This is a genomic window from Dyadobacter ginsengisoli DSM 21015 (genome assembly GCF_059568735.1).
Genome location: NZ_JCANTY010000004.1, coordinates 429,071 through 448,401 on the forward strand (window position 1 = coordinate 429,071; position 19,331 = coordinate 448,401).

Consider the following 19,331-nt stretch of genomic DNA (forward strand, 5'->3'; position numbering starts at 1 on the left):
TTGTTAGACATCCGCGGCGGTTACCAGCCCGGGTTCTGCTTCAAAGTTGGGGTGCGCTGTAACTCGTCCTGCATGATCGGGAAGAGATAGTGCCTTGGAGCTACGAATACTCGGCTTTCAATGAAATAACGCTGCATGCGGTACTTTTTACCATCCACTTCGATTTTCCCGTTAGCATCTTCCACCGGCTTCATGCCATTAATCATCCGCTGCGCCTTGGGGTAAGGCCAGTAGGCCTGGGAACGCTGGTCATTGGTACCGCCCGCTCCCTGCCACGCTTGCTCCCGCGCAAGCTCCTTCGGCGAACTCGCTTCCAGGTAAAGTCTTGCTGTCCAGATCCGGTTGTTTTCATAAAACAACTCTACCCTCCTCTCGCGTTTGATGTACTCGTCCATTAATGCTTTGTTAGTTTTTGCTTCCGGCGCAATGGGCGCCATGAATGATCGCTTCCGGACTTCGTTGAGCATATCGTAAATCTCCGCATTCGGACCAGCCGACTCGTTGACGGCCTCTGCATAAATATAAATGAACTCCGGAAGACGCCATACCGGCGGCCCGCTGATCGCAAAGCTCTTGTCACGGTTCCAGGATTCGCGCAGGATTTTGCGCAGGAAGTATCCCGTGGTGGTAGAATTCGACGCGCCGATCTTGTCCGCACCGGCTGCGGTGTTAATCACCTTGCCTTTGAAGGTAGCACCATGGTACACAATGTCGCGATAGAAGCGGGGGTCCCTTTTTACACTTTCATAGGGGTTGCCGTCGTCGTAGCCGTCAGACTTCGCACGTGAACCATATATGGGATAACCGTATCCGTTGGCGGCAATGTACTCGTACTCATCTATCTGCTCCTGTACAGGCATCTGACGAGAACTCCCACCCCAGCTAGGCGGGTAAATGTCACCCTGCCAGTTATTGTCTTTGTCACGGGTGACCAGAAAAACCGCCTCGTTCTGAAATGCCTGCATATCGTGGTATAAATCCCAGAGTCGTGCCGGCACTTTGGAATTATTATTGTTCACACCGGCATCATCCCGGAAATCGGCTGCATCATGGCCCTGATAAAGGCTGTATCGCTGACGGCCGTCGACCTTGAAATCAATGACGGCTTTGGCTGCGTCTTTTGCCTTTATCCAGCGATCTGCCTGGTAAGCATATTCCGAAGCAAACTGACGGGTATCATTCGGGAACGTGCCCCCATTCCATATAGGCGTTGCAGCCATCCAGGCAACGATCGCTTTCAGGCCCAGACAAGCTCCTTTGTCAACCCTTCCGAAATCGGCCCCACCCCAGGTACCGGGTACCCTTGCCATCGCCGAGTCGCAATCCTGGCTGATTTTGGCCGCAATAGAGTGAAACGACTCCTGCTTGAAATCCATCGGATCCTTGGGTTGGATGGTGTGGTTAATATAAACCACTTCCCCATACATGCGTGCGGCCAGGTAATGCAGGTAGGCGCGCATGAAGTAAGTTTCGCCGATCCGTTTTTCGAGATCGCCACCCTGCAATGGATTATCGGGCGTGTTGTATTTCCGGATCCCTTCCAGAATCACATTCGCTTTGCGTATTCGGGCATACAAATCCCACCAATACTGTCCCCGGCTGCTTCTATCAGGCATCGAATTGGGATTCCAGTCGCCGGTATTGAATTTGTTGGTAAGGCTTCCCTCCGCGGTGGAACCTTCCGCTTCGTCCGTCACCGGTGCGGAAGAGAAATGGGAGAAAAATACCAGCGGACTATTGGCCCCCTTAATGTTGTCATACAAATCGGTTACCAGCTGATTCATTTTGTTGTAGCGGGTAAAAACCTGCTCGGCGTCGATCTGATCGTCGGGCTTGCGATCGAGAAAATCCTCTTTGCAGGCGGAGAAAAAAGCTGCAATGCTCATCACAGCGGCGATATAATATTTCTTACTATTCATAAAAGGTCAGGTTTTTATCAGAATGAAATGTCGACGCCAAAATTCACCACCTTCTGGATCGGATACCAGTCACCGTTCCCCTCTTTCGTTTCGGGGTCCATATCTACCTTACTCAGCCTATCCCAGGTAAGCAGGTTCATTCCCTGCAAATAGATCCGGAACTGGTCGATCCCGATTTTCCTGATTGTGTTCTTGGGCAGGTTGTATCCGATCTCAACCGTTTTCAAACGGACATATCTGGAGTTATACAAAAACAGACTACTGTTGTTATTCTTGTTGTTGCTGTGATCACCAAAATGCAACGCGGGGTAAGTCGCGGTGGCTGCCGTTTCAGGTGTCCAGCGGTTGAGATGCATCGGTTTCACCTTGCCGTATTTATCCTGGTTGAACAACGGGAAATCGTAAACGGCTGCTCCGGAGAGCTGCACTGATGCCCTCGCTGCTCCCTGAAACAATGCACTGAAATCAAATCCTTTGAATCGTCCGCCGATGGGAAGCCCGAACATGATCTCCGGATTACGCGGATTACCCACTGCGGTACGGTCGCCGAGGTCATCGATCTTGCCGTCTCCATTCAGGTCTTTATAGATCACATCGCCCGGCCGCAGGGTACCGAATGACTGAAAACCACTGCCGTTGTTCATTGCGTTGAGCTGATTGGCTTCTTCCTGATTGGCGACAAACCGGTCAAAAATGTAATCGAAATGCTCGTCGATGCGCTTGCCGGTATTGGCCCGTCCCGGTGAAGCATAGGGAATCTCGTTCATGAAAACGATTTTGTTCCTGGCGAAAGTGAAATTGGGGCGCAGGAAATAGGTAAAGTTCTTACCTATGGCACCCGTCCAGCCGATTTCAAAATCAAATCCCTTATTGTTCACAATCCCCGAATTGATATACGGCGCATCTTTCCCGACGATATCCGGGAAACCCAGCTTATTGCCTCCGCTCATGTCCGTGATGATGTCATAGCGGTGCTCGTGGAACAAGTCGAGTGTAAAGGTCAGGTGTTTGAGCAGCGTAGCATCGATCCCGATGTTGGTTTTCCTGGCCTTCTCCCAGGTGAGGTCAGGATTGGCCAGATCGCCCTCCTGCAAATAGCCGCCGGCACCTGAACCAAAATTATCGGTCCCGAAATTATAATCGTGATCTCTCCGGGTGAAGTACTGCAGGTAGATAAATCGCTTGTCGTTGGGTACTTTATCACTTCCGACCAGGCCATAGGACCCACGGATTTTCAGGTTATTCAGCCAGCGCTGGGTACCGGTCATGAATTTTTCTTTGGTAAGCACCCATCCTGCCGCTACCGACGGGAAGAAGCCATACCTTTTACCCTTTGCAAAGTTCTCCGAACCATTGTATGCGGCATTAAACTCAAACAGGTAACGGTCGTCGTAACCATATGTGGCACGCGCGGTCACTCCCTGGTAGCTGAATGGCACCTGGTTGTTGATAACGCGTTTCGAACGATTGAACAATACCATCCCCGCCACGTCATGCAACCCGAAGTTGCGCATGTAGTCCAGTTTGGCTTGTACGTAGGACCGGCTGTCGCTATCCTTCTTTTCAAATTCATTCCGGATCGTCTGGTCAATATCATACTTGTTCCCCGATTTGTAAGCGCCTGTATAATGCCCGGGCGTGCGGTAAATATCGCTGCCGGCCGAGGGAACGAAGGTCGCATAACCGGGATATTCCCGATAGCCTTCCGAATATGTCGTTACATCTCTTTTGATCCAGCCGCCGTCCGAGGCGTCATAGGAAAACATGCCCTCTACCGACAAGCCCCTGGTGATGAAATTCAGCTTATGCCCCAGCGCGAACGAACCGTTCAGGTAGGTGTTTTTGTCGTTAATGAAGCCGGTCCTACTCAGCTCACCCAGGATATTGAACCGGTAGATCTGGTCGCCGTACAACATTCCAAGCGGGTTATTGATCTGATAAACCCGGTTGGCGGCGTCATCGTTGGGTTCCACGGTGATAGGCAGATACGAAGGCTGCGTGTTGGCCAGCTCTACAATGCGGCTGGCAGGCGTTCCGGGAGCATTTCGGTCGGTAATGCGGGCACCGATATCGAGTTTTGCATAGAAGTTATCGGTAATGTCGATATCGATGTTCGATCTGAAATTGTAACGCTTAAAAATGGCTTGCGTATTATTTGCCCCCAGGTCCGTATGCCGGTAGTTGCCATCCTGCTGAAAATAGTTGGCCAGGACAAAGTACCTGGCCTTCAACGACCCACCGTTAATAGATAAACTGTAATCGTGCTGAACGCCCGGCTTGAACGCATAATCAAAGTAGTTCCAGTTGTAACCGAGGCCGTCCGAATTATCGCCTTTGGCCCGCCGGAAATCGGCAATAGCCTGGTCCGAGAACAAGTTCAGCGTGGAAGGATCGGCGTCAGGATTGTCATTTCTCCTGGCCTCATTGTACAGCATGGCATAATCTGCCGAACCCAGGTAAGTAGGGAATTTGACCGGCCTGTTGACGCCCACTGATGCTTTGAAATTCACCGTAGCCTTGTCTTGCACCTTTCCCCGGCGGGTCGTAATGAGAATGACCCCATTTGCACCGCGTACGCCGTAAGGTGCCGTCGCCGACGCATCTTTGAGAATTGTAAAAGATTCGATCTCCGAGGGTGCCAGGTAATCCATACTCCTTTCCAGCCCGTCGATGATCACGATCGGCGCCTTATTGCCATAGGTGGCCGCCCCACGAATGAAAATATCGCTGCGGTCTACACCTGGTTCGCCTCCGCCGAATTGATTGGCAAACAATCCCGGCAAACGTCCCGCTAATGCATTGGTAATACTCGCCGTGGGGCTTTGTTTCAGGTCTTCGGTCGTAATCGTGGCAATGGACCCGGTGATGGTAGCCTTACGTTGAGAACCGTATCCTACGATGACGATCTCTTCCAGTCCGTTCAGATCCTCTTCCAGCTGAATGCTTAGCGACGTCTGCGCCCCGACGGACTGCTCTTTTTTCAGATAACCGATGAAAGAAATCACCAACACATCGCCTTGTTCCGCTTCGACGGTGAATTTCCCGCTCACATCTGCCGACGTGCCTTTATCTGTCCCCTTGACAATCACCGTGGCACCTGGCAACGGATTGCCCTTCGTATCCAGTACCGTACCCGTGATCTCCCGGATGACGACCTCCGGCATGACGGGAATAACGTTGTTTTGAACAGGGCCAGCCCCGTTGTTTGCTTCCTTTTTGTAGATCGCGATCTGCTTACCTATTACCCTATACGTCAGATCAGTCCCTTTCAGTGCGGCGTTCAGAATAGCCGGCACAGTTTCGTTTTTCAGGTTCAGATTAATACTGATTTCCTGTTTTTCCTTCAAAAGGTCTTCCCTGTAAAATATACGATAACTTGTTTGCTCCTGAATTTGCCTGAACAGCGTGCCCAGATTCCCGTTCCGGATTTTGACATCCATCCTGCTTTTCTGGGAGTAGCCCGTTGCATGCACGCTCATCATCCCGACCCATAACAGCAGAACTGTCAGTTTCATAATCCTCAGCAGTTTCGGTGGGCATAATTCTCCAAAAGGGTAATACCCTTTCTGGTCAAATTTTTTCATAAATTTGATTCGACTTTTGTTGATACATTAGTTTAAGGATCACTTGCTTGCCGGCAAGTGTGAAGGAACGGAAGACGTTGCCGCGTCTTCCGTTTTTTATGGTTTAATAGTGCTTTCTTCTAATACGTACCTCCTTTCGTTTGCGTGTTGTTTATAAGTGAGCGATGTTGCTGCCGAAACACCGTCCAGTACCCCGCGAATATCGTCCTGAAGATCCAGTCTGCCGCCAAAAGTGACGTTGGCCAGCCGGCGGTCTTTCAATTCGATTTCGACCCGATAGTACCTCGACAGCTTTTTTAGGATCTCGGCCAACGGGGCGTTCGCGAGCACCAGGTAGCCGTCCTTCCAGGAAACAAATTCCCCCACATCCACCTGCCCGGTTTTCAGTGCTGCTTCCTTCGGGTGAAATACCGCACGGGTGCCCGGAGTGATCCGGGTAGTTTTCGAACCGAACAGCGACTGCCGCTGAATGGTGAGCTCCACACTGCCGGTTGCCAGCACGGTTGCGGTATACCCGTCGTCGTCGTAGGCGCTCACATCGAACTCAGTACCCAGCACTTTCACCCGCATATCCCGGGTGTGTACATAAAAGGGTTGTTTCTCGGCATGCGTGACCGAGAAAAACGCCTGTCCTTCTAGATAAACCTCGCGTTGCGAATCGTCGAAATGAGATGGATATACCAGCTTGGAGCCGGAATTCAGCCAAATACGCGTACCATCCGAAAGCGTCAGTACGGAACGCTTTCCAAAAGGCACGATCAAGGTATTAAATTGCTGATTCCCGGCCACCTGCTGGTCGATTGTCGATGAAGAGTCAACCTGAATAAGCGCACCATTTTCTTTGTAAACCAAGCTGGAATTGTCTTTCTGCAAACTCACCGACCGGTCGTCGGAAAGAATGAGCCTGGTTTCTTCCGCTGCGCCTGATGCCCGTGAAGCGACCTGCTGCATTGTTTGCGCCGTATCCTTATAAAACACAATGTAACCAACTCCAGCAAGCAACAGCAAGGTCACAGAAGCTGCCATAGCTATCCAGAAGGTGTTGAACGACTTATGCTTTTTCAACTCGAGGGACTCTTCTACCTGGTTCCAGAGTTGCTCTTTTTCCGAAGTGTGAAGGGTTTCCTGATGGAGGGTCTTGAACAGAAGCCTCGCCCGCTCGCCTGCCAATCTTTCGTCTTCGGTCAGATGGTCATGATCGGAGATGGGTCGCTGCTTGTCTTTCTTTCTTTTCATGGAAGCGCTTGTTTGAAATACAAGAGAAAAGAATGCAGCAGATATAGACTCCTGAAATGATTTTTTTTAACAAAAAAGTGAAGAAAAATCAACTAGCTACTCAAAATCAACAAAATAGCCCCGAATTCCAGTTTCCCACGAAGCTGTTTGAGCGCGCGGTAGATGAACGTCCGGCAGGTAGGAACGGAAATCTGCATGATGGCTGCAATTTCATCGTAGCCGAGGTTCTGGTGAAAGCGCAGATAAAGGATCTCCCGCTGGCGATCGGGAAGCTGGTTTATTTCCACGGCCAGATTTTGCAGGATTTCACGCTCCCGTTCGTCACCGATCAGCTCTTGCTCGATACTGAAAGAAAATGCATTGATCGCAAAAGAATCGTCGCCGCTCCATCGGTCGAAGCTCAGCAGGGACGATTTGCGATGTGCAGCATGAAGTTTCCTGCGAAATGATTTAAGGAGATAGAACTTCACATTGACCTCCCCGGCCAGGTTCCGGCGATATCCGTGCAGGTCGATAAAAAGATCGTGGATGCAGTCCTTTACCAGATCGTGATCGGAACTGTAACGACGCCCAAATGCATACAGTACGTCGGAATAGCGGTCGTAAAGCAAGCTGAACGCATCGGAATCACCGGAGATGAAGCGTATCCAGGTATCATGATCCGGTTCTGTATGTGTCATAACGTAGAGTTCAATGCATGTTTCCCCAAAACGGGTTTAAATGTAATGAGTATCCATTAAAGTTATAAATTATCTCCCCTTTGTTCTATCTATTTTTAGTTTGACCCGGCGTGCAACGAAAGGCTTGGCAAGTCTCCGGATAGTTTTTACTTTGCATCAAAAATGGAATCAACATGGAACCAGCACTATTGAATCAAGTCCCATCGCTCGATTTGGCAGATTTTATATCGGGAGACCCGCTACGAAAGCAGAAATTTGTGGATGAACTTGGAGCCGCATTCACCAACATCGGTTTTGTAGCCATCAAAAATCACGGATTGAGCGACGAACTCCGGAATAGCCTGTATGGTTCGGTGAAGGAGTTCTTTTCGCAGCCGGACGAGATCAAGAAAAAGTATGAGTTCCCTGAGTTGTTTGGGCAGCGCGGCTATATCGGTAAAGGCAAGGAAACCGCCAAGGGATTCAAGGTGGCGGACCTGAAAGAGTTCTACCATGTCGGCCAACCAGCCCCGGTCGGGCAAATGCCATCCAATGTTTTTCCCGACGAATTCCCTGATTTCAGAAAGTATACGCTCGAAGTGTACCATACTTTCGAAAACACGGGCAAGACATTGCTCCGCGCGATCGCCATTTACCTGGACCTTCCGGAGGACTATTTCGAAGACAAGGTCAAAAACGGCGACAGTCTCCTCCGCGCATTGCATTATTTCCCCATCCCAAACCCCGAACTCGTAGCGGAAGGGGCAGTGAGGGCAGCTGCGCATGGAGATATCAACCTGATCACCTTGCTGATGGGCGCAAGCGCTGAGGGCCTGGAAGTGCTGCGGCGCGATGGCGAATGGATCGCCATTACCGCATTGCCCGATCAGATCGTCGTCAACGTTGGCGATATGCTCGACCGGCTGACGAACCACAAACTCAAATCGACCATTCACCGTGTCGTAAACCCCCCGAGAGAGAAAATGAGCACGTCGCGCTATTCCATTCCATTCTTCATGCACCCACGTGCAGAGATGGATCTGGCCAGCCTCGAAAGCTGCATTACCCCGGAGTATCCCAAGCTTTATACCGACATGACTGCCGGCGAATTTCTGGATGAACGGTTGCGGGAGCTCGGTTTGAAAAAATAAAAGTACCAACAGCTTGTCTCATCCACCCATCCGCCGCTTTCGTTACATCATTTACCTGATGGATATACTCCTGTTGTCGCTCACGGCATTCGGAGGCCCGCAGGTACATCTGATGATGATGATCGAGCGGCTGGTGCACAAGCGGCGGTACATCACCGAAGAAGAGCTACTCGAATTACAGGCATTATGCTCGGTGTTACCGGGGCCCAGCTCAACCCAGACGGTCACGGCGATCGGCCTGAAAATAGGCGGACAGCCGCTTGCTTATTTAACCTTGCTCGTGTGGTCGCTCCCGGCAATGGGACTCATGATCCTGGCTGCCATTGGCATTCACTACCTGGAAAGAAATGCGATATCACTGGACTTCACCCGGTTTGTAGGCCCGATGGCTGTCGCTTTCCTGATGTACGGAGCATCATCCATAGCCCGAAAGGTAATTCACAACACCCAGGGCTGGACTTTCCTGCTCATCTCCACGATACTCGCCTATCTGTACCCGTCGCCGTATATGACTCCCGTGCTCATTGTCTGCGGTGGGATCGCATCTTCTCTTAATTTCAAGAAACATGAGAAGATGGAGAAGGCCGAAATCCGGATTAAGTGGCGGCCCATTATCTTCTGGATCTCCGTACTGATCGTAGCTGCGATCATCGGGAAGATAACCAACTCCTTACCTGTCAGGCTTTTTGAAAACTTTTACCGCAACGGCAGCCTCGTTTTCGGAGGTGGTCAGGTACTTATACCCATTCTTTACAACGAGTTTGTGGAGTTCAAACATTACCTGACCGAACAGGAGTTTCTCGCGGGCATGGCGCTCACGCAGGTAGTACCAGGGCCTGTCTTTTCCATTGCCACATTCGTCGGAAGTGTTTCGCTTCAATCCCACGGCTGGCTGGGACAGATCGTTGGAGGCGTTGTGGCAACAGCGGGCATTTTCCTTCCGGGCACCTTTTTTATCTTTTTCGCCTACCCTTTCTGGGACCAGCTCAAACGTTACCGGGGAATCCGTGCGTCACTCGAAGGCATTCACGCCGCCAGCTGCGGCCTTACCATCTCCGCCGCGATCTCGCTTTTCCAACCCATGATGACCAGCATGCAACCCCTTGTCACTGTCATCGGAACACTCGTTGTCCTCTCTTTCGGGAAAGTCCCCTCATATGTCATCATCATTGCCGGATTACTGCTAGGGCTGGTGTTTTGACCGTTTTTTACGGGAGAACGAAATTACATTGCTATATTTGATTAGGATTACTAAGTAATCCTAACATAATCAGCGAAGATATGCTTTTGGAACTAGATGACGATTGGATGCAGATCTCGAACTCATCGAAAAAGTTTTAAGCGCAGCTAATGAGTATTGATTCCCAGAATAGTTTCCTAAACCCAATGACCAGACACTACCTGACCTTGCTGACAATCTTTTTCTTAAAAGTATTCACTTCCCAAGCCCAGATCAGCACCTCTCCCAGCTTCCTGCACAAAAACCGGCAATGGGTAGACTCTGTTTTCGCCACCCTAACCCCGGATGAACGCATTGCGCAGCTCATCATGGTGGCGGCCGTATCAGATACTAAACGAGCGTTGATCGACCCTAAAACGAGCAATCCTGCCGCAGTGGAGAAACTGATCCGTGAAAACAAGGTGGGAGGGATCGTATTTTTTCAGGGCGGCCCGGTTCCCCAAGCCAGACTTACTAACTTCTACCAGTCCATTTCGAAAGTACCTCTCCTGGTGGCGATGGACGCTGAGTTCGGTCTCGCTATGCGGATCGACAGCACCGTTCGTTATCCGTATCAAATGACCCTCGGGGCCATCCAGGGCGATAACCACCTCATTTACGAAATGGGCGCACAACTGGCAAAGCAGGCACGCCGGTTAGGTATGCACATCAATTTTGCGCCGGTTGCCGACGTCAACAACAATCCTGACAATCCCGTCATCAGTTTCCGGTCGTTTGGGGAAAATAAATACAAAGTCGCTGAAAAAGCAGTTGCCTACATGAAGGGCATGCAGGACAATGGGTTGCTTACCAGCGCGAAACACTTCCCGGGACACGGCGACACCGGCACCGACTCGCATTACGATCTCCCCCTTATTTCACACACCACCCAAAGGATCGACTCGCTGGAATTGTACCCGTTTCGCGCATTGATCAATAATGGACTGAGCGGCATGATGATCGCGCATCTGAGCATCCCCGCTCTGGATAAAACACCCAACCTGCCGTCCACGCTCTCCAAACCGATCGTCAGCAATCTGCTGCGTAGCCAGCTCGGATTCGAAGGACTGATCTATTCCGACGCCATGAACATGAAAGGCGTAACGAAATATTTCCCCGATGGTAAAGCCGATGCAATGGGCCTGGAAGCGGGAATGGACCTGCTGGAGTTCACCGAAGACGTTTCAAAATCCATTGCTGAAATCAAAAAGAGTATAGCCGAAGGTAGAATCACCCAGGCCGAAATCGATTACCGCTGCCGCAAGGTACTGGAAGCAAAAGCTTGGGCCGGATTAAACCACTACAAGCCCGTCGATCTCAATAACTTATATGAAGATCTGAACCCGAAAACAGCGGAATTGACCAATCGCTTGCTCACCGAAAAAGCGTTGACGATTCTCAAAAACGACAATAATCTGCTGCCGCTACGGGAGCTCGACACACTGAAAATCGCGTCCGTGTCGATCGGTGCCGATACCGTTACTACTTTCCAGAACACGCTGGGGTTGTACACAACGGTAGATCATTTCCAGATACCCGCCAAAGCTACGCCGGAACAGATTGAAGCCGTACGAACCAAACTGAATGGGTACAACCTCCTGCTGGTCGGTGTGCATCTCGGCAGCATATCCCCGAGAACCAATTACGGTCTTACCGAACCAATGAGTACCGTTTTACAGGAACTGATTGCCACGAAAAAAGCCGTGGTATCTGTTTTCGGAAATCCGTATGCATTGAATAAAATGCCTAAAACCGACGACGCGAAAGCATTGGTAATGGCCTATCAGCTCACACCTTACACCCAGGATTTGTCGGCCCAGCTTATTTTTGGGGCGATCCCGGCAAAGGGGAAACTTCCCGTAACCGTCAATACACAGTTCCCCTATAATGCAGGAATCGAAACGCCGGCGCTTGGACGTTTGAAATACACCATTCCGGAAGAACTGGGGCTGGACTCGAAAATCATTACATTTAAAATCGACTCGATAGCTAATGCGGCGGTCACCCAAAAAGCGACTCCCGGCTGTGTAGTGCAGTTAGCCAGGGATGGGAAAGTATTTTTCCGCAAAGCATATGGAAAGCATACTTACGAAAGCAGCCGGCCTGTAAAACTCACGGATCTGTACGACCTCGCTTCCGTTACCAAGATCACTGCATCGACTCTGGCATTAATGAGCCTCTGGGATCAGAAAAAGTTTGATCTGGACGCTACCATGAAGGATTACCTGCCCGATTTCAAGAATTCCAATAAGGCGGACCTGCCATGGAGACGCGTATTGACGCACAGCGCTCGCCTGAAAGCTTTCATCGTGCTCTGGAAAGAAGCCCAGAATGCAGATGGCAGCTGGAAAAAGAAGACTTTCAGCACAAAACGATCCAGGAGATACCCGACGTCGGTGGTTGGCGACAGCCTTTTTATTTTCAAGAATTATGACAAAACCATATTCAAATCGATCCGCGACTCCCCGCTGAACGAGAAAGAGGGTTATGTGTACAGCGACCTCTCATTCATTCTGTACCCGCAAATTGTGAAGTATCTGAGTGGTGAAAATTTTGAGGACTATATCAAAAACCACTACTACCACAAGCTGGGCGCCAACACATTGACGTTCAACCCCAAGCGGTTCTATAAACTGGAAGACATCGTGCCTACCGAACGCGACACCTTTTTCCGGATGACGCAGCTCCACGGCCAGGTACACGACGAAGCCGCGGCCATGCTGGGGGGATTAAGCGGTCATGCAGGCCTTTTCGGGACCTCCAACGACGTGATGAAAGTGTGGCAAATGTATCTTCAGGATGGTTACTACGGGGGACAGCAATTGCTGAGCAAGGATGCATTGATCGAATTTACACGCTACCAGTACCCGGAAGAGGGAAGCCGTCGCGGCATCGGTTTCGACAAACCTACATTCAAATATTCGGGCAATGCGCCCCGCTACGCCAGTCCGTCCAGTTTCGGGCATACGGGTTACACGGGAATCATGACCTGGGCTGATCCGGCGTGGGGATTGAATTATGTATTCCTGTCTAACCGCGTGTACCCGACACGGGAAAATAACAAGATATCGACGATGAACATCCGGACGTCGATTATGGATGTGATCTACGAGCAGCTATTAAAAAAGTAACGGCGTTTACTGGCGACGAACCCTGATCTTGCTACCTTTGTAATACTCACGAAACACGGTTATGGCACAATTCTATCGGTTTGACAAGGAAAAAGCGTCCCGGCGGCCCGGTGTTACGCCATTGAAGGACGCGATCGACCAGATGCTCGAGAGATATAAGCTGCGTAATCGTTTCGACCAATCCTATGTCGTTGCACATTGGGACAAGATCATGGGTTCGGCTATTGCCACCCGCACCAAAAAGGTTTACATTAAAGACGGCACCCTTTTCCTGCAAATCGAATCCGCACCGCTGAGAAACGAACTGTTCCGCGCGAAAAGCAAAATCATAGAGCTGATCAACCGCGAAATGGGTAGTGCGCTGGTGCAGGATGTGATATTTGTTTAAAGAGCCACACCAGCCTGCATGAATCCCATTCAATTTCCTCCTTTTCTCCAACCTGGTGACCGCATCGGGATTGTTGCTCCCGCCAGCATTGTAAAGTACGAAGACCTTGTCCCGGGAATTAACCTTTTCCGAGATCAATGGGGCCTGGATGTAGTAGAGGGGAAGACTTTGAGAACTTCTTTCAATCAATTTTCTGCCTCAGATGAGGAACGGCTTGCTGATGTACAGCAAATGCTGGATGACCCCTCCCTGAAAGCCATTATCGCGGCGCGGGGCGGCTATGGTTGCTCCAGAATTGTCGACAGACTTGATTTTGCGCGTTTTTCAGAGAATCCGAAATGGATAGTTGGTTTCAGCGATCTGACCGCCTTTCTTTCGCGGGCTTATCAGCTGGGTTATGCGAGCATCCACGCACCCATGGCGAAATCGATCACGACCGATGGGGCCGATCTGGCAGCCGAATCACTCCGGCAGATGCTGTTCGGCAAATTACCTGAATACACTGTGGCTGGCCATCCGTTGAACCGCCCCGGCGAAGTCTCCGCACCGGTTGTAGGTGGTAACCTCTGCCTGCTCACGCATCTGATCGGCTCGAAAACGGAGGTGGATACCGATGGCAAGATCCTCTTCATCGAAGACATCAACGAATATCTTTACAACCTGGACCGGATGATGATCCAACTGAAACGGTCGGGCAAGCTAGCGAAGCTCGCCGGACTGATCGCGGGGCAGTTTACGGACATGAAAGACAACAGCAGCCCTGCATTTGGCAAGAATTCTTTCGAAATCATCCATGAACATATCGCCGGATTCGACTATCCCGTCTGCTTTGATTTCCCCGTCGGCCACGTGAGCGACAACCGGGCGATGGGTGTCGGGATGATAGCTTCCCTGAAAGTAACCACTGACGCGGCACAACTCCGCTTTGTACAACATTCCCCGGTTGCGTAGTTTACTGTTATGACAAATTTCAAGAATAAAGTCGTTTGGATAACCGGCGCGTCGTCCGGCATTGGGGAAGCACTGGCCATGGCCTTCGCAAAAGAGGGAGCACGACTGGTACTGACCGCGCGGCGTGAAGAAGAGCTCGACAGGGTAAAAAAACAAACCTCCCTGCCCGATTCCGACGTATTGGTGCTTCCGATGGACGTCACCCAGCTCGATCAGGCCAAACCAGCAGCAGAAAAGGTGATCGCTCATTTCGAACGCATCGACATCATGGTCCACAATGCGGGTGTGAGCCAGCGCTCCTACATCAACGACACAGAATTAGAGGTTTATCAAAACCTCATGAATGTCAATTTTTTCAGCACCGTCGCGATAACCAAGGCCGTACTGCCCTACATGATCGCGCAGCAATCCGGGCATTTCATTGTCATGAGCAGTGTCGCAGGGAAGATCGGCACCATTATGCGCTCAGGCTACAATGCCGCCAAACATGCATTGCAGGGGTTCTATGACTCGCTTCGTGCCGAGGGCTATCAGCACAACATCAAGGTAACCACGATTTGCCCCGGCTACATCCGAACCAATATTTCGCTCAATGCGCTCAGTGCATCCGGTGCCAAATTTGGAAAAATGGACACCAACCAGGAGAAGGGTATTCCTGCCGATGTTTGCGCGGATAAAATCCTGGAAGCTGTCAGGAAAGACAAAAAGGAGATCTATATAGGTGGCCTGAAAGAAGTAGCGGCTATTTATCTCAAAAGGTTCTTCCCGAGCCTGTTGTTCGATCAGGTCAGGAAGAACATTCCGGAATAGCTATTTGGCTTTGTTTTTTTCAAGATAATCGGTAGCCAGGCGGGCAATGGACCTAACTCCGAGTACCAGGCTGCCTTCATCTACGTAGAAGTCTGGCGTGTGATGCGGTGCGGCATCCGCCACGTTTTTCCCTTTAGGCATACCACCCAGGAAGAAGAAGAAGCCCGGGACTTTTTGCTGGTAGTATGAAAAGTCTTCCGCACCTGTTTTCGCCGGTATCAAATTCACGTTCGCCTTGCCGGCGACATTCTCAAGTGTTCCGATCATTTTCTCCGTCAGCGGTACGTCATTATAGGTCACCGGGTACATCACATCAATATCGACGGATGCTGTGGCTCCCGCACTCTCGGCAATATGGCTCGAAATCTCGTTGAGACGCTTATGCACATACGAATGCATGCCTTCGTCGAATGTCCGGATGGTCCCAATCATTTTGACAGACTCCGGAATGATATTTTGCCTTACTCCGCCATGAATAGCTCCTATCGTGACCACTGCCGGAGCCTGTGTCAGATTCAGGTTGCGGCTCACGATCGTTTGTAATGCATTCACAATTTGTGAGGAAGTCACGATCGGATCCACCCCCGACCAGGGATAAGCGCCATGGGTTTGCTTCCCTTTCACGTCGATACTAAAAAAGTCGACCGCCGCCATGGTCGCCCCGGGGCGGTAGGCGATCTTACCCACTTCGATTTGAGAATCGATATGGAGGCCGAATATGGCATCCACTTTGGGGTTTTCCAGAACTCCCTCTTTCACCATCAGCTCGGCACCGCCTTCTTCCCCTTTCGGAGCACCTTCTTCGGCAGGCTGAAAGATAAACTTGATTGTCCCGGGCAGATCGTTTTTCACCGAAGCCAGCACTTCTGCCACTCCCATCAGGATCGCGATGTGTGTGTCATGCCCGCACGCATGCATAACACCCGTGTTCTGGCCATTATAGTCGGTTGTAACGGCTGATTTGAAAGGAATATCAACGCGTTCTGTTACCGGCAAGCCGTCCATATCGGCACGAAGCGCCACCACGGGACCCGGTTTCCCGCCCTTTAAGATACCCACGACGCCTGTGTGTGCTATCCCTGTCTGCACTTCAATACCTAATTGCCTGAGGTGATTGGCGACCTTTTCGGCAGTCTTGAACTCTCTGTTGCCCAGCTCCGGGTTCCGGTGAAAATCCCGGCGCCATTCAACAAGCTTTCTTTCCAGCGCCGGTGCTTTCTGGTCAATCGACTTCGACAATGGCGACTGCCCGAATACCAGCTGTCCGGAACCACTTAGCAACAGGGCCACGAACGAAGCATTCAGTACTTTCTTTGAAACAGGTTTCGTAAAGGGAATTCTCATATTGAAAGAAAAATGTAAAATCAGAACCCTTCAAGATCGGAAACATAATCCTGGGTTCCAAAATGATTTCCCGATCGTACCACCCAATAAGAGCGCTATCCTTCACATCTTAGCAAAAAAAGGCCCTACCCGCAGTGGGTAGAGCCTTCAAAATAACCAATCGAATGCGTATTAATGCTCGTCCTCGCGGAAACCGGTACGCCGGTAGCCTGCATATTCGTATTGCTCTCCCGGAACGGCCTTGAACTCAAATTTCACGTAAATTGAATCCGCCTTGTTGCCTCCGGTAGTAGTGGTCGCATTTTTGATGATCTTACCCTCGATAATTGTCACTGCGCTCTTACCAGCATTCAGGTTTGCCAGATCTGGTGCATTGTTGAAGGCAAGACCTGCGAGGCTCACTTTTGACACCACTCTGAGCGGGGGATAGTCGTAATCCGTAAGCATGCCGTGATCGTCCAAAATGAGATCCGTCTCATTATTTTCGGCAGTGTTAGAGGTAGTGATCAAATGATACCCAAGCTCCTGGTCTTCGCCCCCGGAGTATACCTGTACCCACCACTCGCCGCACATAGCTTGCAACTTAGTGCCTTCCAACGCCGGCTCGCTACCCAGGTCACAGGCCGACAGAGAAACACCGATCGTAAAAATTGCTAAATATCCTAATATCTTATTCATCTGATTCTGGTTTAAAATGATACTTGCTTCAGAGTGGCCACGAAATTGTAGACGTCCCAATCAGTGGTCAAAACCAATGTTTTGGTATCAGGATTTACAGTGAGAGATTTCGGAGTAACCGCACCGCCGAAAGTCAGGACCTGAGGTGCACCTCCGAATTTGAAGTCATTCTTAGGAATGCTATTCACCGTAATTTCAAGCCCAGGCGCCAAATAAGCGTCCCCCAATGCCCTTCCCAGCTGGTACCATCCACCTATCGCATCAGATACCTGGTATGTATTTTCAGTACCGGGCTTTTTCCGGATCAGTACATACTGCATATTGGTGTATTGTGCCCCAGACGTTCCGTTTCTGAAAACTGTTGAGGTATACAACCCTTCGATGGAAGTCTTAAGGTCTCCTGTACACACCTGCCAGACAGTCCGTGTCGCAGTGGCATCATAACCATCCTTGTTGACCGCCGTGTACGTAATCGTGTACCGATCGGCTGTTCCGGGAACGGCCGTCAGCGATCCTCCGCTGATCAATGAAGAGACACTGGTCGTGACGGGAATAGACGTTCCCTGCTCCGTGGCTGTTACGCCAGGGTCCGCAAAGGGGGCGCCGCATTTTGAGAAAATTGTACTTTCTCCTTTATAGTCAAAGTCAGGGAAAAAGGTTATCTCCGAAATACCTTCCGTAACCTTGTCTTCCTCACACGATAAACCCACCGCTCCGATGAATGCTACCGCTATATATTGAATTAATCTCTTCATTGTTGCTGTTGATTTGAATTATTTCATCCACCAAATCTTCTGTGTAACCGGTACGGCGGCCGGGGTATTTGCGTTCACATCCCGGGACGCAGCCGTATAGGGAATACGCTTAGGTAACACTTTCCCTTCTGTCACAGCTGTCGCAGACGAAGTCCATTGCCCCGGAACGTATTTATTATCCGTCACTGCCACCGGCGATTTTTCAGGATATCCCGTACGTGCCTGATCCCAGAATGACTCATGTCCCTGGCGGAACATCGCCACCCATTTCTGATAGATGATCGCTTTTAGTTTAGCTTCCATATTACCCGCTGCCGGATATACATAAACGCCACCGGGTGCAATCATTTTGGGGTCAAAAGTGATTTTGAATTTGGCGTAAGCTGCCTGAACCGCTTTGTCATAGAATTCCTTAGCCTTGGCATCGTTGCCAATACGCAGGTAAGATTCCGACAGCATGAAATAGACCTCATCGATACTGAAGAAATAGAAGGGATCAGTAGCAGTCATTTTTGCCACGCTTGATGCAGTAGGTGCGATCGCGGTGTTATTAAAATCACCCTGGATTAATCCGGCCTGACCACTTGCTCCCGGTGTGAAATAGGCATTCAGCCGGGCATCGTCATTATTAGCCTGAAGATATGACAGCAACGTACGGCTCAAACGAAGGTTGGTTCCTGTATTCAGCTGACGCACGTTATTTTCATACAATGGATTGCTGCGGTTAGGCTCGTCCACGAACTTGGTAACGGCAGCGTCATCTTCCAGCAACGGTGTATTCGCATCCAGCATCGCTTTAATTGCCGCAATAGCCTGTGCCGAATTTGCGCTGGCGGTTTGCCGAAGGTACAGTTTCAGCTTCAGCGTATTTGCAAATCGTTTCCATTGATCGATCTGATCCGCAGCACTCAGTCCTCCATACACCAGGTCGGAAGCCACTGCAGTCGATTTACCATTGTTGAAATCAAGCGCCACTGCATCATCCAGCCTTTTGATCAGCTCGGCATAAACGGCCGGGCCTTCGTCATACTTCGGTGCCTTATTGGTTTCCACCTGAAGTGCTTCGCTCAATGGAATCTTATCGAACCAGTCTGCCAGCATCTGATAACCATAGCTCTGAACGGCTACCGCCTGCAATACCATATTATTGTTACCGGTCGCAGTAGCTTTGATCTTCACATCTTCGAAATCATTCAAACCACCTGCATATAACTCGGTCCAGGCGACATTGTAGTCGGACGGATTGAGGTCATAGGAATCGATATTCCTGTATTGCGAACTTGCATTCGACTGCGTCCAGTGCTGGGACCAAAGGCCGCCGATGATCGCGAAATCACCACCTACTACCGCCAGGACTGATGCCTGCGCAGCGGGGAGAACAAACTCCGGCGCTACGTTCGTCGGGTTATTGGGATCTTCGTTAACATCTAGCCAGTCGTTGCAGGATCCCAGTGAAAGTGCTGCAAGCAGCAACACACTATTTTTTATAAAACTTTTCATTTGAAG

Annotated in this window: 14 protein-coding genes; 6 read left to right on the forward strand and 8 right to left on the reverse strand. The window is 50.4% G+C overall.

Going from position 1 to position 19,331, the window contains the following annotated elements; genetic code table 11:
* Nucleotides 1–20: 20 nt before the first annotated feature.
* The 4 genes from BP71_RS16920 to BP71_RS16935 form a co-directional block, all read right to left on the reverse strand.
* A complete protein-coding gene (locus tag BP71_RS16920) occupies nt 21–1,919 on the reverse strand; it encodes a RagB/SusD family nutrient uptake outer membrane protein (RefSeq protein ID WP_496381244.1) in 1,899 nt (632 codons plus the stop codon).
* A 17-nt stretch (nt 1,920–1,936) separates the two neighbouring features.
* Complete coding sequence (locus BP71_RS16925) at nt 1,937–5,434, reverse strand: TonB-dependent receptor (protein ID WP_496381246.1); 3,498 nt, start codon at nt 5,432–5,434, stop codon at nt 1,937–1,939.
* Nucleotides 5,435–5,599: 165 nt separating this feature from the next.
* The gene (locus BP71_RS16930) at nt 5,600–6,739 is read right to left on the reverse strand and encodes a FecR family protein (protein WP_496381248.1); all 1,140 of its coding nucleotides are present in this window, start codon (nt 6,737–6,739) and stop codon (nt 5,600–5,602) included.
* 92 nt (nt 6,740–6,831) lie between these two features.
* Nucleotides 6,832–7,419, reverse strand: coding sequence for an RNA polymerase sigma factor (locus tag BP71_RS16935; RefSeq protein ID WP_496381250.1), 588 nt, complete (start codon nt 7,417–7,419; stop codon nt 6,832–6,834).
* Between the two features lie 173 nt (nt 7,420–7,592).
* On the opposite strand from BP71_RS16935, the gene BP71_RS16940 reads away from it, so the two are divergent.
* From BP71_RS16940 to BP71_RS16965, 6 genes are all read left to right on the forward strand, one after another.
* Nucleotides 7,593–8,549: an isopenicillin N synthase family dioxygenase gene (locus BP71_RS16940; RefSeq protein WP_496381252.1), complete on the forward strand. Its 957-nt coding sequence runs from the start codon at nt 7,593–7,595 to the stop codon at nt 8,547–8,549.
* A gap of 58 nt (nt 8,550–8,607) precedes the next feature.
* Nucleotides 8,608–9,750, forward strand: a complete 1,143-nt coding sequence (gene chrA, locus BP71_RS16945; protein ID WP_496381254.1) for a chromate efflux transporter — start codon at nt 8,608–8,610, stop codon at nt 9,748–9,750.
* A 185-nt stretch (nt 9,751–9,935) separates the two neighbouring features.
* Nucleotides 9,936–12,899, forward strand: a complete 2,964-nt coding sequence (locus tag BP71_RS16950) for a serine hydrolase domain-containing protein (protein ID WP_496381256.1) — start codon at nt 9,936–9,938, stop codon at nt 12,897–12,899.
* A gap of 61 nt (nt 12,900–12,960) precedes the next feature.
* Nucleotides 12,961–13,287 (forward strand): DciA family protein, encoded by a 327-nt coding sequence (locus tag BP71_RS16955; RefSeq protein WP_496381258.1) that lies wholly within the window; start codon nt 12,961–12,963, stop codon nt 13,285–13,287.
* A gap of 18 nt (nt 13,288–13,305) precedes the next feature.
* The gene (locus BP71_RS16960) at nt 13,306–14,238 is read left to right on the forward strand and encodes a S66 peptidase family protein (RefSeq protein ID WP_496381260.1); all 933 of its coding nucleotides are present in this window, start codon (nt 13,306–13,308) and stop codon (nt 14,236–14,238) included.
* Between the two features lie 9 nt (nt 14,239–14,247).
* Entirely contained in the window at nt 14,248–15,048 is an 801-nt protein-coding gene (locus BP71_RS16965; protein ID WP_496381262.1) for an SDR family oxidoreductase, read from the forward strand.
* Here BP71_RS16965 and BP71_RS16970 read toward each other — a convergent pair whose 3' ends face one another.
* The 4 genes from BP71_RS16970 to BP71_RS16985 all read right to left on the reverse strand — a co-directional run bounded on the left by BP71_RS16970 (nt 15,049) and on the right by BP71_RS16985 (nt 19,325).
* Nucleotides 15,049–16,392, reverse strand: coding sequence for an amidohydrolase (locus BP71_RS16970; RefSeq protein WP_496381264.1), 1,344 nt, complete (start codon nt 16,390–16,392; stop codon nt 15,049–15,051).
* A gap of 171 nt (nt 16,393–16,563) precedes the next feature.
* Nucleotides 16,564–17,070 carry a lipid-binding protein gene (locus BP71_RS16975; protein ID WP_496381266.1) on the reverse strand — a complete coding sequence of 169 codons (507 nt, stop codon included), beginning with the start codon at nt 17,068–17,070 and terminating at the stop codon, nt 16,564–16,566.
* A gap of 11 nt (nt 17,071–17,081) precedes the next feature.
* Nucleotides 17,082–17,825, reverse strand: coding sequence for a BT_2262 family domain-containing protein (locus BP71_RS16980; RefSeq protein ID WP_496381268.1), 744 nt, complete (start codon nt 17,823–17,825; stop codon nt 17,082–17,084).
* An 18-nt stretch (nt 17,826–17,843) separates the two neighbouring features.
* Entirely contained in the window at nt 17,844–19,325 is a 1,482-nt protein-coding gene (locus tag BP71_RS16985; RefSeq protein WP_496381270.1) for a SusD/RagB family nutrient-binding outer membrane lipoprotein, read from the reverse strand.
* Between the last annotated feature and the right edge of the window lie 6 nt (nt 19,326–19,331).

What these genes read in the sequence shown, in the direction of transcription:
- BP71_RS16920 (WP_496381244.1), bottom strand. Translation starts at nt 1,919, where the DNA reads ATGAATAGTAAGAAATATTATATCGCCGCTGTGATGAGCATTGCAGCT.
- BP71_RS16925 (WP_496381246.1), bottom strand. Translation starts at nt 5,434, where the DNA reads ATGAAACTGACAGTTCTGCTGTTATGGGTCGGGATGATGAGCGTGCAT.
- BP71_RS16930 (WP_496381248.1), bottom strand. Translation starts at nt 6,739, where the DNA reads ATGAAAAGAAAGAAAGACAAGCAGCGACCCATCTCCGATCATGACCAT.
- BP71_RS16935 (WP_496381250.1), bottom strand. Translation starts at nt 7,419, where the DNA reads ATGACACATACAGAACCGGATCATGATACCTGGATACGCTTCATCTCC.
- BP71_RS16940 (WP_496381252.1), top strand. Translation starts at nt 7,593, where the DNA reads ATGGAACCAGCACTATTGAATCAAGTCCCATCGCTCGATTTGGCAGAT.
- chrA (WP_496381254.1), top strand. Translation starts at nt 8,608, where the DNA reads ATGGATATACTCCTGTTGTCGCTCACGGCATTCGGAGGCCCGCAGGTA.
- BP71_RS16950 (WP_496381256.1), top strand. Translation starts at nt 9,936, where the DNA reads ATGACCAGACACTACCTGACCTTGCTGACAATCTTTTTCTTAAAAGTA.
- BP71_RS16955 (WP_496381258.1), top strand. Translation starts at nt 12,961, where the DNA reads ATGGCACAATTCTATCGGTTTGACAAGGAAAAAGCGTCCCGGCGGCCC.
- BP71_RS16960 (WP_496381260.1), top strand. Translation starts at nt 13,306, where the DNA reads ATGAATCCCATTCAATTTCCTCCTTTTCTCCAACCTGGTGACCGCATC.
- BP71_RS16965 (WP_496381262.1), top strand. Translation starts at nt 14,248, where the DNA reads ATGACAAATTTCAAGAATAAAGTCGTTTGGATAACCGGCGCGTCGTCC.
- BP71_RS16970 (WP_496381264.1), bottom strand. Translation starts at nt 16,392, where the DNA reads ATGAGAATTCCCTTTACGAAACCTGTTTCAAAGAAAGTACTGAATGCT.
- BP71_RS16975 (WP_496381266.1), bottom strand. Translation starts at nt 17,070, where the DNA reads ATGAATAAGATATTAGGATATTTAGCAATTTTTACGATCGGTGTTTCT.
- BP71_RS16980 (WP_496381268.1), bottom strand. Translation starts at nt 17,825, where the DNA reads ATGAAGAGATTAATTCAATATATAGCGGTAGCATTCATCGGAGCGGTG.
- BP71_RS16985 (WP_496381270.1), bottom strand. Translation starts at nt 19,325, where the DNA reads ATGAAAAGTTTTATAAAAAATAGTGTGTTGCTGCTTGCAGCACTTTCA.